Below are 13,435 nucleotides of genomic sequence, written 5' to 3'. Positions count from 1 at the left end.
GCATGGCGCCGCGTCCGTCGCTACGGGCAGCGGATGACCTGGCCGGCGTAGGCGAGGCCGCCGCCGAAGCCGAAGAGGAGGGCGGGGGCACCGGAGCGGAGTTCGCCGCGTTCGGCGAGCTTGGACAGGGCCAGGGGGACGGAGGCGGCCGAGGTGTTGCCCGACTCGACCACGTCGCGGGCGACGACGGCGTCCGGGGAGAGGCCGAGCTTGGCGGCGATGGCGTCGATGATGCGCAGGTTGGCCTGGTGCGGGATGAACGCGGCCAGTTCCTCCGGGCGCACGCCCGCGCGCTCGCAGGCCAGGCGGGCGATCGGGGCGAGCTGGGTGGTGGCCCAGCGGAAGACGGTCTGGCCCTGCTGGCTGATCGTCGGGTCCCAGCCGTCGATGCGGACGGCGTCGCCCTTGGCCGGGTCGGAGCCCCAGACGACCGGCCCGACGCCCTCGAAGCCGTCGTCGGTGGCCTCCAGGACCGCCGCGCCGGCGCCGTCGGCGAAGATCACGCAAGTGGTGCGGTCGGTCCAGTCGACGGTGTCCGACATCTTCTCGGCGCCCACCACCACCGCGCGGCGCGCGGCGCCCGCCCGCAGGGCGTGGTCCGCGGTGGCCAGGGCGTAGGAGAAGCCGGAGCAGACGGTGTTCACGTCGAACGCGGCGGGAGCGGGGATGCCGAGGCGGGCGGCGACCTGCGCGGCCGTGTTGGGGCTGCGGTCGATCGCGGTGCAGGTCGCGACGACGACCAGGTCCACGCTCTGCGGGTCGAAGCCGCTGGCCGCCAGGGCCTTCGCCGCGGCGCGGGACGCCATGTCGGCGACCGTCTCGTCCGGGCCTGCGATGTGCCGGGTGCGGATACCGACCCGGGAGGTGATCCACTCGTCGCTGGTGTCGACCTGCAGCGCCAGTTCGGCGTTGGTGAGCACCTTGGACGGCTGGTAGTGACCCAACGCGACGATGCGGGAACCTGTCATGCTTCCACTCAAGCCGATTACCGACGGGTCGCTTGAGAGGACTTGGTACAGGATCCATCGGTAGGAGCTGTAGATCCCGGACAAACCCTCACTTCGTGCGACACTCGCATCACTGTGCGAGCGACGCCGCGTCCCCCATCACGATGACCGGGTGCTTCGACGGATCCAGGGCCTGGAGCAACGCCCGCATGTCGTTCTTGGCCAGCGCGACGCAGCCGTGCGTCGGGCCGCCGTGGTCGACGTGGACCCAGATGCCGCCGCCCCGCGAGGCGCCCATCGGGCGCTCCGGGCTCAGCGGCGAGGTGCCGGGGACGTGGTTGTAGTTGATGGCGACGACGTAGTCGAACGCGTCCGCCAGCGACTCGCCCTCGAAGCCCGTGCCCGGCGCCTGGAACGCGGAGGAGCGGAGGTAGGGGAGCTTGGTGCCCGGGTTCGGGTCCAGACCGCCGGCGTCGGTCAGCGAGTAGACACCGATCGGGCTGTGCAGGTCACCCGCGTGGTGGTCGGTGGTCCAGCCGTCCTTGGCGTTGCGGGCGGCCCAGGTCGGTCCGGGCATCCAGCCGCCGCCGGCGGTGCGGGTGTAGAGGACGGCGGTGCCGGTGTTCTGGTTCTTGCCCTTGCCGGTGACGAGCAGCACCTGCTGCGCGCCGGCCGGAACCTTGGCCAGGAAGGTCTTGCCGAGGCCCGGCAGCTGCCTGACGGCTGCGGCCGGGGTCGCGCGGTCGACCGAACGGGACGCGTCGCCGTCGCCGGTGCGCCCCGCGACCGGCACGGCCGAGGTGTCCGACTGGGCGGTCGTACTGGCCGCGCCGTGGTGGGGGTTCACGAAGCCGGCGACCGCTATCACCGCGACGGCCGCCACCGAACCGACACCCAGGAACCCGTTGCGCATGCGCCGCTTGCGCCGCGTGCGGGCGCGCGCCGCGGCCCGCGCCTGGGCGCGGGTGGGACGCGGCCCCTGGCCGCCGGCCGAGGCGGCGCGGCTGCCGCCGCGTCGCGGCGCGCTCGCCGCAGCGGCGGAGGGGTGGGGGTGCTCTTCCGGGCCGCCCTGCTCGTGGGCGGGGCCGCCGGAGGCGTACACGGGGTCGTACCCGGGATCCGCGGCGTACACGGGGTCGTACTCGTACGCGGAGGCGTAACCGGCGGAGCTGTGTCCGGCGGAGGTGTGACCCGACTGCTGGTAGCCGGCCTGCTCGTAGCCCTGGCCGCCGTAGCCGTGGCCACCGTGACTCTGGCCGTCGTAGGCCTGACCGCCCTGGGCCTGACCGCCGTAGCCCTGACCTCGGTAGGCCTGACCGCCGTAGCCCTGGCTCTCGTAGCCCTGAGCGTCGTAGGCGCTGTCCGCGTGGACCGGCGTGCCGTAGCCGTCGTGAGCGCCGTAGCCGCCGTACGCGGCGCCGTCGTCGTACCCGGCGTCCTGGTAGGGCGCGTCGTGGTGGTGCGCGTCGGCGTGCGGAGCTGGCTCGGGGCGGGCCCCGGAGCCGTGGCGGGCGTGGCTGGGCATAGCTGGATCCTCGCAGGTGGTCGTCGTGACGCGGGCCGGGTGAGCCGCTGGCCACCACCTCTCAGGCCGTCCGCCCGCACCCTGATGTGCAGGCGTCACCCGCGTCACGGTACCCCCATCGAGTGAGGGCACCCGGCAACGCCGTGCCCGGGATCAGCCCTTTTTGAGCGCCGGTCAGCCTGCGACACGCCGAAGAGGCCAGGGCCGAACCACTCCGTCGCAGTCCAGCGGACGGTCAGCACACAGATCACCCGATGTGTCTAAGGTCACAGGTGCCACACAGCGTCAGGCTCCCGAGTGGGAGCGCGAGTCGGGCGACGGCCGGAATACGGGGACGCGCGGCCCGGGCTCGTCGCCGACGGCAAATGCGACAAAGTCGGCCACAAGCTCCATACCGATCTGAAGGCCTGTCGGATCACAGTCCACCAGGGTGGTCATCATCCGAGGTCCCTCCGCGAGCTCGACCACGGCGGCGACATAGGGCAGCCGGTCCCGGAACGGTGGGAGGTCGTTCGCGTGGACCACCGACCAGGTGTAGAGGACGGCGCGTCCGCTCGCCGGCTCCCAGGCCACGTCCTCACTCCAGCAGTGGGGGCAGAACTCGCGCGGGTAGTGGTGCGCACGGCCGCAGGCGCCGCAGCGGCGCAGCAGCAGGCGACCCTCGGCGGCCGCGTCCCAGTAGGGACGGGTGAAGGCGTCGGGCTCGGGCAGGTCGGTGCGGTGGGTCGTCATCAGACAGCTCCGAGGTCAGGCGCCGAAGAGGTGGAAGGCGCGGTCGAGCGACCAGCACTGCCAGCTCGCGGCGAGCAGGCAGACCAGGGAGACGAGCGCCATCATCAGGTTCTGCCCCTGCTCGGCCCAGTCGTGGATCATCAGGACGAAGTAGAGGAGGTTGAGCAGCAGTCCGGCCGCCAGCGCGATCGGGCTGAGCAGGCCGAAGGTGAGGCCGAGACCGAGGGCGAGCTCGGCGAGGACCACGACGTAGGCCATCGCCCGGGGACGAGGGGCGACGATGCGGTCGAAGGAGCCCCGGACAAAGGCCCAGCGGTGGCGGGAGGCGACGTCCTTGGCCCACTCGATGCCGGTCGAGCGCTGCAGCCAGCCCTTCTTGTCCTTGTGACGCCAGCTCTCCAGCCACCACAGGCCGAGCCCGATCCGCAGCACCGCCAGCCACTGGGCCGCCGACAGCCCGTAGGTGTGCACCGTCTGCACGCGCGTCCTCCCCAATCGGTTCCACCAGGCTCCAGGATTTTCTGACGCAGCGTCAGTTTGGCGTCTTCCTGCGGAGCACTCCCGACAGTAATCTGATGGTACGTCAGATTCGAGAGACGGCACAGACCGGATCGGAGGCGCGCCATGCGGGAGACGGACACCGAGACCGACGCGAGCGGGCGGCCGCTGCGCCCGCGCGCGGTGGACCTGGACCGCTTCTTCCGGCCCACGGCCGTGGCCGTGATCGGCGCATCCGACACGCCGGGACGGCCCAACACCGGGATCACCCGGCAGCTGCGTGCGTGGTCGGAGCGGGTCGGAGCGCGGATGTACCCGGTGAACCCGGGCCGGGACGAGGTGGACGGGCTGCCCTGCTATCCCGACCTCGCGGCGATCCCGGCCGACCCGGACGCGGACCCGATCGACCTCGCGGTGATCCTGCTCGCCGATCCGGCAGCCGTCGTACCGCAGTTGGTCGAGGCCAAGGTGAAGTACGCCGTCGCCTTCGCCTCCGGCTTCGCCGAGACCGGCGAGAGCGGACGAGCGGCGCAGCGGCACCTGGAGCGCCTGGTCGCCGAGGCCCCGACGGGCCTGCGCCTGCTCGGGCCCAACACGAACCTCAACGCCTTCGAGCGGTTCCGCGACGACCTGACGGGGCCGGCCATCGCGCTGATCACCCAGTCCGGCCACCAGGGCCGCCCGTTGTTCACCCTCCAGGAACTGGGCATCCGGCTCAGCCACTGGGCGCCGACCGGCAACGAGGCCGACCTGGAGGTCGCCGACTTCGTGCAGTGGTTCGCCGACCAGCCCGAGATCGGCGCGATTGCCGCCTACATCGAGGGCATCAAGGACGGCCGGGCCTTCCTGCTGGCCGCCGACCACGCCGCCCGGCGCGGCGTCCCGGTCGTCGCGGTCAAGGTGGGCCGCACGGACGAGGGTGCGCGGATGGCGCAGTCCCACACCGGCAAACTGACCGGTGCCGACGACGTGGTGGACGCGGCGTTCCGCCAGTTCGGTGTGATCCGTGTCGACGGCCTGGACGAACTGCAGGACACCGCAGCCCTGTTGGCGCGAGCCAAGCCGCCGCGGGCGCCCGGCGTCGTCGTCTACTCCATCTCCGGCGGCACCGGTGCGCACCTGGCCGACATGGCCTCGTCGGCCGGGCTCTCCCTGCCGCGGCTGTCCGAGGCCAAGCAGGACGAGCTGCACCAGTGGATCCCGGAGTACCTGAGCGTCGCCAACCCCGTCGACAACGGCGGCCACCCGGTCGGCGACTGGCGCGGTCGCAAGATCCTCGACGCGATCCTCGACGACCCCGACGTGGGCGTGCTGATCTGCCCGATCACCGGCCCGTTCCCGCCGATGAGCGACAAGCTGGCGCAGGACCTGGTCGAGGTGGCCGAGACGACGGACAAGCTGGTCTGCGTCATCTGGGGCTCTCCGGTCGGGACGGAGGCGGCCTACCGGGAGACGCTGCTCGGCTCCTCCCGGGTCGCCGTCTTCCGCACCTTCGGCAACTGCGTCCGCGCGGTCGCCGCCTACCTGGAGCACCACGCGTTCGCCCGCACCTACCGGTCCCCGTTCGACGACGCGCCGCGCGAGGCCTGCGCCGGCAAGGCGAAGGCGCAGCGGCTGCTGCACGGGGGCGAGAAGCTCAGCGAGTTCGCGGCCAAGCAGTTGTTGCGCTCCTACGGCATCCGGGTGCCGCGCGAGCAGTTGGTCACCAGCGCGGCGGGCGCGGTGCGCGCGGCCGGGGTGGTCGGCTATCCGGTCGTGCTGAAGGGATCGGCGCCCGGCGTCGCGCACAAGACCGAACTCGGGCTGGTGAAGGTCGGGTTGACCAGCGCCAGCCAGGTGCGGGAGGCGTTCCGGGAGCTGACGGAGAACGCGCGGGCGGGCGGCATCCCGAGACTCGACGGCGTGCTGGTGTGCCAGATGGTCGAGGCGGGCGTGGAGATGGTCGTCGGCGTCACCGACGACCCGGTCTTCGGGCCGGTCGTCACGGTCGGCATGGGCGGCGTCTTCGTCGAGGTGCTGCGCGACACGACGGTGCTCGTCCCGCCGTTCGGGCCCGGCGACGTACGCCGCGCCCTGGCCCGGCTGCGCTGCCGCCCGCTGCTGGACGGCGTCCGCGGCCTGCCGCCGATGGACGTGGACGCGCTGGTCGAGGTGGTGCTGCGGGTCCAGCGGATGGCGCTCGATCTGGGCGACCAGCTCACCGAGCTGGACATCAACCCGCTGGTGGTGCTGGAACGCGGCAAGGGCGTCGTCGCGTTGGACGCGCTGGCGGTGTGCCGATGAGCGCGTCGCCGGAGAACGGGACCGTACTGCTGGTCGAGGACGGCGACGACGGGGTCAGGCGGCTGACGCTGAACCGGCCCGAGGCGCTGAACGCCGTGACCGCCGAGCTGCGGGAGCGGCTGATCGCCGCGCTGGAGGAGGCGTCGGCGGACCGGACGGTGCGCGTGGTCGTGCTGACCGGCGCCGGGCGCGCGTTCTGCTCCGGCGCGGACCTCAGCGGCGGCGCCGGGGGCGAGCGGACCGCCGGGGACGTCGCGCGGATGCTGCGGCTGGGCGTGCAGCGGATGGTCGGGGCGGTGCTGGACTGCGAGAAGCCGGTGCTGTGCGCGCTCAACGGCGTGGCGGCCGGAGTCGGCGTGCAGCTGGCCCTCGCCTGCGACCTGGTGCTTGCTGCGGAGGAAGCCTCGCTGGTGCAGGTCTTCGCCAGGCGCGGGCTCGTCCCGGACGGCGGCGCTGCCTGGCTGCTGCCGCGCCTGGTCGGCGTGCAGCGGGCCAAGGAGCTGCTCCTCCTCGGCGAGAAGGTCCGCGCGGCGGAGGCGGAGCGGCTGGGGCTGGTGAACCGGGTCGTGCCGGGCGCGGAGTTGGAGAAGACCGTGAGTGAGTGGGCAGAACGTCTCGCCGCCGGTCCCACCCGTGCCTACGCGTTGACGAAGGCGTTGGTCAATGCCTCCCTGGACGGCGACCGGGCCGCGTCCTTCGCGGCGGAGGCGACGGCGCAGGAGATCAACATGGCGACTCGCGACGCGCAGGAGGGCGTTCGTGCTTTCGTAGAACGACGGGAAGCACGGTTCGAGGGGCGATAGCCCCATCAGGGGCGCGAGGCTCGGCGCGAGACCACTGGCATGCGGATGGCCCCGCTCGCTCGGCGCGCTACGTGCGTGGGTGGCTTTCGCGCACGCAGTCAAACAGGCGGAGCCTCGCGCCCCTGAGGTGAGTGCAACACATTCGACGTCCGAAGGAGCGAGGCATGGGGCACGAAGGCATGGCGATGGCCGCCGTCCGCTACCTGCGGGCGGCCGGGGCGCCGGTGAGTGTCGCGCCGGCGGTGGCGGAGGTGTTCAGCGAACCGGAGGCACGGGCGGACGCCGACGCGCGCGTGCTGCGCGACGCGCTCGGCCACTTCGCCACCGGTGTCACGGTGATCACCGCGGCGGGGGAGGACGGGCAGCCCGTCGGCTTCGCCTGCCAGTCGTTCTCCTCGCTCTCCCTCGATCCACCGCTGATCTGCTTCAACGTCGCGCGGACGTCCTCCAGTTGGCCGCGCATCGCGCGGGCGGGCGCGTTCTGCGTCAACGTGCTGGCCGAGGACCAGGGCGAGTTGTGCCGGTCCTTCGCCGTCAGCGCGTCCACCGGTGCGGACAAGTTCGCCGGGGTGGCCTGGGAGCCGGCCCCGGCGACGCAGTCACCGCGTCTGCAGGGGGCGCTGGCGTGGGTGGACTGCACCGTGCATGCCGTGCACATCGGCGGGGACCACCTGATCGTCCTCGGCCGGGTCCGCGAACTCGCCGCACCGCGCGGCGCCGAGGCCGGTCCGCTGCTCTTCTACCGCAGCGGCTTCAGGCAGTTGCAGCAACCGGAGGACTGAGCGGCACCGCCGTGCCCTCGGGTCGGCGCAGCAGCAGGGAGCAGGCCGCCGCGACCGCGCACAGCGCGCCCGCGCCGTACCAGGCGACGTCGTAGCTGCCGAGCTGGTCGCGGATGACGCCGGCGGCCGCGGCGACGATCGCCGCACCGATCTGGTGGCCGCAGAGCACCCAGCCGAAGACGACGGGCGCGTCCTCCCCGAACCACTCCCGGCACAGCGCGACCGTCGGCGGGACGGTCGCCACCCAGTCCAGCCCGTAGAACATGATGAAGACGACCATGCTCGGGTGCACCGTCCGCGCGAAGAGGACGGGCAGGAAGAGCAGCGACGCGCCACGGAGCAGGTAGTAGACGCCGAGCAGCTTGCGCGAGTCCAGGCGGTCGGTGAGCCAACCCGAGAAGACCGTGCCGATCACGTCGAAGACGCCGACCAGGGCGAGCAGGGACGCCGCCGCGGTCTCGGCCATGCCGTGGTCCCCGGCGGCGGGGATGAAGTGCGTGCCGACCAGTCCGTTGGTGGTCGCGCCGCAGATCGCGAAGGAACCGGTGAGCAGCCAGAACGCCTTGGTCCGGGCCGCCTCGCGCAGCACCCGCACGGCGCGCAGGCCGCGCCCGGCGGGCGGCTGCGGCTCGACGTGGTCCTCGGGGGCGCCGTAGGGCAGCAGGCCCAGGTCGGACGGGCGCTCCCGCATCAGCAGCGCCACGACGGGCACGACCGCGAGCGCGCACACAGCCACGGTCACGGAGGCGCTGCGCCAGCCGTACTGCTGCACGAGCCAGGCCAGGACCGGCAGGAAGACCAGGTTGCCGGCCGCACTGGCGGCGGTCAGCACCCCGGTGACCAGGCCGCGCTGCTTGACGAACCAGCGACTGGTGACGGTCGCGCTGAAGGCCAGCGCCATCGACCCGGAGCCCAGGCCCACCAGGAAGCCCCAGCCGAGCAGCAGCTCCCAGGGCTGGTCCATCACCAGCGTCACGCCCGCGCCGAGCGCCATCACCGCGAGCGCGACGGAGACGACCGGTCGGATGCCGAAGCGGTCCATCAGCGCGGCGGCGAACGGCGCCGCCAGACCGTTGAGCAGCACGTTGATCGAGACCGCCGCGCCGACCAGCCCGTGCGACCAGCCGAACTCGTGGTGCAGCGGCTCCATCAGCAGCGAGGGCGTGGAACGGAACCCGGCGGCGCCGACGAGGACCACGAGCGCGACGGCCGCGATGATCCACGCGTAGTGCAGGCGCGGGCCGCCCGCGCGCGGCGGCAGCGGGCGGTCGAGGGCGGATGCGGGGCTCAGCTGATCGGTCACCCCGCGAGCTTGGCGGATCGGCGCACGCGCCTACGAGTGGCCCGATGGCCACCTTGCGCAAGGATCAGGCCAGGAGGGAGAGTGGCTCCATGGACTCCCCCAGCTCTGCCCTCGCTTCTGCCGCCCGGCCGCACGAGGTCGCCGTCCTCGCGCTGCCCGGCGTGGTCGCGTTCGAGCTCGCGACGCCCTCACGGATCTTCGAGTCCGCGCACGAGCCGGACACCGCCCCGCGCTACCGGGTGCGCACCTGCTCGCTCGACGGCGGGCCGGTGGAGACCGGCTCCGACTTCCGGGTCCAGGTGGACCACGGACCCGAGCTGCTGACCGAGGCCGACACGGTGGTCGTCCCGGCCTCGTTCGAGCTCGGCCCCGTCTTCGCCGAGGGACGGCTGACGCCGGAGCTGGAACACGCGCTCGGCCTGGTCCGGCCCGGAACGCGGATGGTCTCGATCTGCACGGGCTCCTTCGTGCTGGCCGCGGCCGGCCTGCTCGACGGACGGCGCGCCACGACGCACTGGCGCTACACCGAGTCCTTCCGCCGGCTCTTCCCGCAGGTGCTGCTCGATCCGGACGTGCTCTTCACCGACGACGGCGACGTGCTCACCTCCGGCGGCGTGGCGGCCGGACTCGACCTCTGCCTGCACATCGTGCGCCGCGACCACGGCGCCGCCGTCGCCAACCATGTCGCCCGCCGCTGCGTGGTCGCGCCGTGGCGCGAGGGCGGCCAGGCGCAGTACGTCGAAGCCGCTGTCCCCGAGCCCGGCACCTCCGGCACGTCCCCCGCCCGCGCCTACGCCCTGGAGCACCTGGCCGAGGACCTCACGCTGGGTCTCCTCGCGGAACGCTGCGGGATGAGCGTCCGCACCTTCACCCGCCGGTTCCGCGAGGAGACCGGGCAGAGCCCCGTGCAGTGGCTGGTGGTCCAGCGCGTGCACCGGGCCCGGCGGCTGCTGGAGCAGGGGGAGCTGACGGTGGACCGGATCGCCCACGAGGTCGGCTTCGGCAGTGCGGCGGGGCTGCGCCAGCACATGCACTCCGTGCTGGGCGTCTCCCCGACGACGTACCGGCGGACGTTCCGGGCGGTGGGCTAGCCCCCGCAGCGGCGCGGGGAACTACTTCACGACGGCGAAGTTGAAGTCCCCCGTGCCCAGGGCACCGTAGAGGCGGACCCACAGTCCGACCAGCTGCTCGACCGCGCGGGCGCTGGTGAGGTCGCCGAGGTCGAGGATCTGGTCGTCACCCCAGCCGAAGGAGCGCAGCAGCTCGGCGACGGCCGCCTTCGCCGTCTCGTCGTCGCCGCTGAGGAAGACGTTGTGGTGGCCGGGGACCCGCGAGGGGTCCACCATCACGGCGTTGTTCATCGTGTTGAGCGTCTTCACGACCCGGGCCTCCGGGAAGGCGCGCTGCAGCTGCTCCGCGACGCTCACGCCGTCGGGCGTGACGATCTTCGGCGGGAAGCCCTCGGAGAAGTCCAGACCGTTGGAGACGTCGACGACGACCTTGCCGCGCAGGTTGTCCGCGCCCGCCGCGGTCAGCGCGGCGAGGGAGACGAGGCCGCCGGTGGCGTTGACCACGATCTCGGCGTCCGCCGCCGCCTCGGCGAACGTGCCGTGGGCGGCGGCGTTGGCCGCCGCCCACTCCTTCGCGGCCGGGTTGTCCGCGCTGCGCGATCCCATGGTGACCTCGTGGCCGAGGCCGGCCAGCCGGGTCGCGATCGTGTGGCCGACCTCGCCGGTGCCGAGGACTGCGATCTTCATGTGCGTTCCTGTCTGCAGAGTGCCGGCCGCAGGGGACGGCCCGTCGGATCCGGACCGATCATCCACGGGCGCGGCGCTCCACACAGGGAATTACACACCGTCAGAAGGTCAGCACCGCCCGGGCGACGCCGCCCGTATGGGTGGCCTTCGCCGCCGCGTCGAACTCGTCGACCGGGAAGGTGCAGGTGACGAGCTCGTCGAGGAGCAGTCGGCCCGCGGTGTAGAGCTGGGCGTAGCGGGCGATGTCGCGCGGCGGGCGTGAGGAGCCGTAGCGGCAGCCGAGGACCGACTTGTCCAGGAACAGCTCCGCCGGGCGGAACGTGGCCTCGGCGTCGGCCGCCGGCATGCCCAGCAGCACGGCCTGACCGTGCCGGTCCAGCATGTCGATGGCCTGCCGGGTGAGCTTGGTCGGGCCGACGCACTCGAAGGCGTGGTCCACGCCGTTCGGGAGCAGCGCCTTGACCGCCGCGACGATGTCGTCCACGGCGCGCGCGTCGACGAAGTCGGTCGCCCCGAAGGTGCGGGCGACGGCCTCCTTGTCGGCGACGGCGTCGATCGCGACGATCCGCGAGGCGCCTGCGATCCGCGCGCCCTGGATGACGTTGAGGCCGATGCCGCCGCAGCCGATGACGGCGACGGTGTCACCGATGTCGACCCGCGCCCGGTTGAGCACCGCGCCGACGCCGGTCAGCACCCCGCAGCCGATGAGCGCGGCGGAGGTGAACGGGATCGTCGGGTCGATCGGCACGACCTGCACGGCCTTGACCACCGTGCGCTCCGCGAACACCGAGGTGGACGCGAAGTTGTAGAGCTCCTGCCCGCTGCTGTCGCGGGTGAACGGCTTGGTCGGCATGCCGATCGCCTTGCGGCACATCGTCGGCCGCCCGAGCGCGCACTCGCGGCAGGTGCCGCAGTTGGCGAGGGTGGAGAGCGCGACGTGGTCGCCCGGCCTGACGTGGGTGACGCCCGGACCGACCGCCTCCACCGTGCCGGCGCCCTCGTGGCCGAGCACGACCGGGACGGGGAACGGGATCGTCCCGTCGATGACCGACAGGTCGCTGTGGCACAGGCCGGCGGCGGCGATCCGCACCAGCACCTCACCCGGGCCCGCCTCGCGCACCGTCAGGTCGTCCACCACCTGCGGGGCCTTGCCGTCGAAGATGACGCCTTTCATGCTGTCCGTACCTCCCTTGTGACCGCCGAGGACTGCTGACGACTGCTGGGGACTGCTGGGGACTGCCTAGGACTGCCAGACCACGGCCTGCTGCTCGCTGTAGGCGTGCAGGCCGAAGGAGCCGCCGTCGCGGCCGACACCGCTCTGCTTGAAGCCGCCGAACGGCGTCTCCGGGTGGCGCTGGGCGGTGTTGATGCCGACGTTTCCGCTGCGCAGGCGCGCGGCGAGCGCGTAGGCGCGGGCGGTGTCGGCGGTGAAGAGGTAGTCGTAGAGCCCGTACTCGGTGGAGCCGGCGATGGCGAGCGCCTCCTCCTCGTCCTCGAACGGGATCACCGCGACGACCGGCCCGAAGACCTCCTCGCGGGCGATCGTCATCCCGGCCGTCACGTCCGCGAGCAGCGTGGGCGCCACGAAGAACCCTGCGGCGGGCAGTTCGGGCGTGTCCGGGGTGTGCTCCTTGCGGGTCCCGCCGACGACGAGCCGGGCGCCCTCGGCCAACGCGCCCGTGATGTAGCCCTCGACGCGGTCGCGGTGCGCGGCGGAGATGACCGGCCCGACGACGGTGGACTGCGACAGCGGGTCGCCGACGGGCAGCCGGGAGGCGAACTGCGCGAGCCCCGCCACGACCTCGTCGTAGCGGGACCGGTGGACCAACGCCCGGGTGGGCGCGGTGCAGATCTGTCCCGAGTGGAACGCCCAGGTGGAGCCGATGGCCATGATCGCCTTGCTGAGGTCGGCGTCCGCCAGCACGATCGCGGCGCCCTTGCCGCCGAGCTCCATCAGCAGCCGCTTCATGGTGGCGCCGCCGTCGGTGGCGATGCGTCGGCCGACGGTGGTCGAGCCGGTGAAGCTGATCATGTCGACGTCGGACGAGGCGACGAGCGCGGCACCGGCCGCGGCACCGGAGTCGGTGACGACGTTGAACAGGCCCGCGGGCGCCCCGGCCTCGACGAAGATCTCGCCGAGCTTCAGGCAGGCGAGCGGGTCCTGCGGCGCGGGCTTGGCGACCACGGTGTTGCCCATCGCGAGCGCGGGCGCGAGCTTGCCGGCCAGGTTGACGATGGGGAAGTTGTACGAGGTGATGCAGCCGACGACGCCGACGGGCCGACGGGCGGCAGCGGCGTTGGTCAGCCCGCCGGCGGCCAGGGGCGTCGCCGCGACGGGGTGCGCCGGGAACGACTCCACGGTCGGCTCGAGCGCGCCGCGCGCGTAGCGGCGGAAGCGGTCGGCGACGACGGGCAGCTGCATGGTCGAGGCGACGCGGATCGTGGCACCGGTCTCGGCTTGGAGCAGCGGTACGAAGTCGGCCGCCCGCTCCATGACGAGATCGGCGATCCGGTCCAAGAGCGCTGCTCTCTTCGCGGGAGCGGTGGCCGCCCATTCCGCCTGAGCGCTGCGCGCGGCGGCGATCGCGTCGGCGACGTCCTGCGCGGACGCTTCCGGCGCGTGACCGACCAGGCCCTCGGTGCCAGGGTTGATGATCGGATAGGTACCGGCGCCGCCCTCACGCCACTCGTTGTCGATGAAGAGGCGGTGCGGAGTTGCTTCGCTCATTGAGCCCTCACTTTGAGATCAAGGGGAAGTTGCACCCACCTCAGGGGCGCGAGGAACTGCGCGAGAACCACGGGCGT

General features: G+C 72.7%; 12 protein-coding genes. 4 read left to right on the top strand and 8 right to left on the bottom strand.

The genetic code is table 11. The annotated features are described in order from the left end of the window. Positions 1 to 20: 20 nt before the first annotated feature. The 4 genes from BMY61_RS00635 to BMY61_RS00620 all read right to left on the bottom strand — a co-directional run bounded on the left by BMY61_RS00635 (position 21) and on the right by BMY61_RS00620 (position 3,675). A complete protein-coding gene (locus BMY61_RS00635) occupies positions 21 to 968 on the bottom strand; it encodes a beta-ketoacyl-ACP synthase III (RefSeq protein ID WP_042442037.1) in 948 nt (315 codons plus the stop codon). A gap of 109 nt (positions 969 to 1,077) precedes the next feature. Continuing rightward, entirely contained in the window at positions 1,078 to 2,472 is a 1,395-nt protein-coding gene (locus tag BMY61_RS48705; RefSeq protein WP_425314652.1) for a L,D-transpeptidase family protein, read from the bottom strand. A gap of 285 nt (positions 2,473 to 2,757) precedes the next feature. After that, a complete protein-coding gene (locus BMY61_RS00625; RefSeq protein WP_042453686.1) occupies positions 2,758 to 3,204 on the bottom strand; it encodes a Zn-ribbon domain-containing OB-fold protein in 447 nt (148 codons plus the stop codon). A 15-nt stretch (positions 3,205 to 3,219) separates the two neighbouring features. Then, positions 3,220 to 3,675: a hypothetical protein gene (locus tag BMY61_RS00620; protein WP_042453711.1), complete on the bottom strand. Its 456-nt coding sequence runs from the start codon at positions 3,673 to 3,675 to the stop codon at positions 3,220 to 3,222. A gap of 153 nt (positions 3,676 to 3,828) precedes the next feature. Here BMY61_RS00620 and BMY61_RS00615 point away from each other — a divergent pair, with 153 nt between their 5' ends. The 3 genes from BMY61_RS00615 to BMY61_RS00605 all read left to right on the top strand — a co-directional run bounded on the left by BMY61_RS00615 (position 3,829) and on the right by BMY61_RS00605 (position 7,570). Then, complete coding sequence (locus BMY61_RS00615) at positions 3,829 to 5,985, top strand: acetate--CoA ligase family protein (RefSeq protein WP_042453685.1); 2,157 nt, start codon at positions 3,829 to 3,831, stop codon at positions 5,983 to 5,985. Further along, positions 5,982 to 6,788, top strand: a complete 807-nt coding sequence (locus tag BMY61_RS00610) for an enoyl-CoA hydratase/isomerase family protein (protein WP_042453710.1) — start codon at positions 5,982 to 5,984, stop codon at positions 6,786 to 6,788. Before BMY61_RS00615 ends, BMY61_RS00610 begins: the two co-directional genes overlap by 4 nt. Before the next feature lie 164 nt (positions 6,789 to 6,952). Continuing rightward, the gene (locus tag BMY61_RS00605) at positions 6,953 to 7,570 is read left to right on the top strand and encodes a flavin reductase family protein (RefSeq protein ID WP_042453684.1); all 618 of its coding nucleotides are present in this window, start codon (positions 6,953 to 6,955) and stop codon (positions 7,568 to 7,570) included. On the opposite strand, the gene BMY61_RS00600 is transcribed toward BMY61_RS00605, so the two are convergent. Continuing rightward, on the bottom strand, positions 7,542 to 8,873 hold the full coding sequence (locus BMY61_RS00600; RefSeq protein ID WP_042453683.1) for an MFS transporter: 1,332 nt from the start codon (positions 8,871 to 8,873) through the stop codon (positions 7,542 to 7,544). The two genes, BMY61_RS00605 and BMY61_RS00600, sit on opposite strands and share 29 nt — an antisense overlap. A gap of 89 nt (positions 8,874 to 8,962) precedes the next feature. Between BMY61_RS00600 and BMY61_RS00595 the strand changes: the two genes are divergently transcribed. Next, positions 8,963 to 9,964, top strand: a complete 1,002-nt coding sequence (locus BMY61_RS00595) for a GlxA family transcriptional regulator (RefSeq protein ID WP_042453682.1) — start codon at positions 8,963 to 8,965, stop codon at positions 9,962 to 9,964. Between the two features lie 21 nt (positions 9,965 to 9,985). Here BMY61_RS00595 and BMY61_RS00590 read toward each other — a convergent pair whose 3' ends face one another. The 3 genes from BMY61_RS00590 to BMY61_RS00580 all read right to left on the bottom strand — a co-directional run bounded on the left by BMY61_RS00590 (position 9,986) and on the right by BMY61_RS00580 (position 13,358). Then, positions 9,986 to 10,630 (bottom strand): NADPH-dependent F420 reductase, encoded by a 645-nt coding sequence (locus tag BMY61_RS00590; RefSeq protein WP_042453681.1) that lies wholly within the window; start codon positions 10,628 to 10,630, stop codon positions 9,986 to 9,988. A gap of 100 nt (positions 10,631 to 10,730) precedes the next feature. Then, positions 10,731 to 11,804: a Zn-dependent alcohol dehydrogenase gene (locus BMY61_RS00585; protein ID WP_042453680.1), complete on the bottom strand. Its 1,074-nt coding sequence runs from the start codon at positions 11,802 to 11,804 to the stop codon at positions 10,731 to 10,733. Between the two features lie 66 nt (positions 11,805 to 11,870). Next, the gene (locus tag BMY61_RS00580) at positions 11,871 to 13,358 is read right to left on the bottom strand and encodes an aldehyde dehydrogenase family protein (RefSeq protein ID WP_042453679.1); all 1,488 of its coding nucleotides are present in this window, start codon (positions 13,356 to 13,358) and stop codon (positions 11,871 to 11,873) included. Positions 13,359 to 13,435: the final 77 nt, after the last annotated feature.

Origin of the sequence: Streptacidiphilus jiangxiensis, from assembly GCF_900109465.1 — a bacterium.
Lineage (GTDB): Bacteria > Actinomycetota > Actinomycetes > Streptomycetales > Streptomycetaceae > Streptacidiphilus > Streptacidiphilus jiangxiensis.
The sequence above is the reverse complement of the archived record's forward strand: the minus strand, read 5'-3'. Positions and strand labels throughout refer to the sequence as shown.

Bases quoted from the DNA above. Each gene is read 5' to 3' on its own strand.
- BMY61_RS00610 (WP_042453710.1), top strand. From the start codon at position 5,982: ATGAGCGCGTCGCCGGAGAACGGGACCGTACTGCTGGTCGAGGACGGC.
- BMY61_RS00590 (WP_042453681.1), bottom strand. From the start codon at position 10,630: ATGAAGATCGCAGTCCTCGGCACCGGCGAGGTCGGCCACACGATCGCG.
- BMY61_RS00625 (WP_042453686.1), bottom strand. From the start codon at position 3,204: ATGACGACCCACCGCACCGACCTGCCCGAGCCCGACGCCTTCACCCGT.
- BMY61_RS48705 (WP_425314652.1), bottom strand. From the start codon at position 2,472: ATGCCCAGCCACGCCCGCCACGGCTCCGGGGCCCGCCCCGAGCCAGCT.
- BMY61_RS00605 (WP_042453684.1), top strand. From the start codon at position 6,953: ATGGGGCACGAAGGCATGGCGATGGCCGCCGTCCGCTACCTGCGGGCG.
- BMY61_RS00595 (WP_042453682.1), top strand. From the start codon at position 8,963: ATGGACTCCCCCAGCTCTGCCCTCGCTTCTGCCGCCCGGCCGCACGAG.
- BMY61_RS00615 (WP_042453685.1), top strand. From the start codon at position 3,829: ATGCGGGAGACGGACACCGAGACCGACGCGAGCGGGCGGCCGCTGCGC.
- BMY61_RS00585 (WP_042453680.1), bottom strand. From the start codon at position 11,804: ATGAAAGGCGTCATCTTCGACGGCAAGGCCCCGCAGGTGGTGGACGAC.
- BMY61_RS00580 (WP_042453679.1), bottom strand. From the start codon at position 13,358: ATGAGCGAAGCAACTCCGCACCGCCTCTTCATCGACAACGAGTGGCGT.
- BMY61_RS00635 (WP_042442037.1), bottom strand. From the start codon at position 968: ATGACAGGTTCCCGCATCGTCGCGTTGGGTCACTACCAGCCGTCCAAG.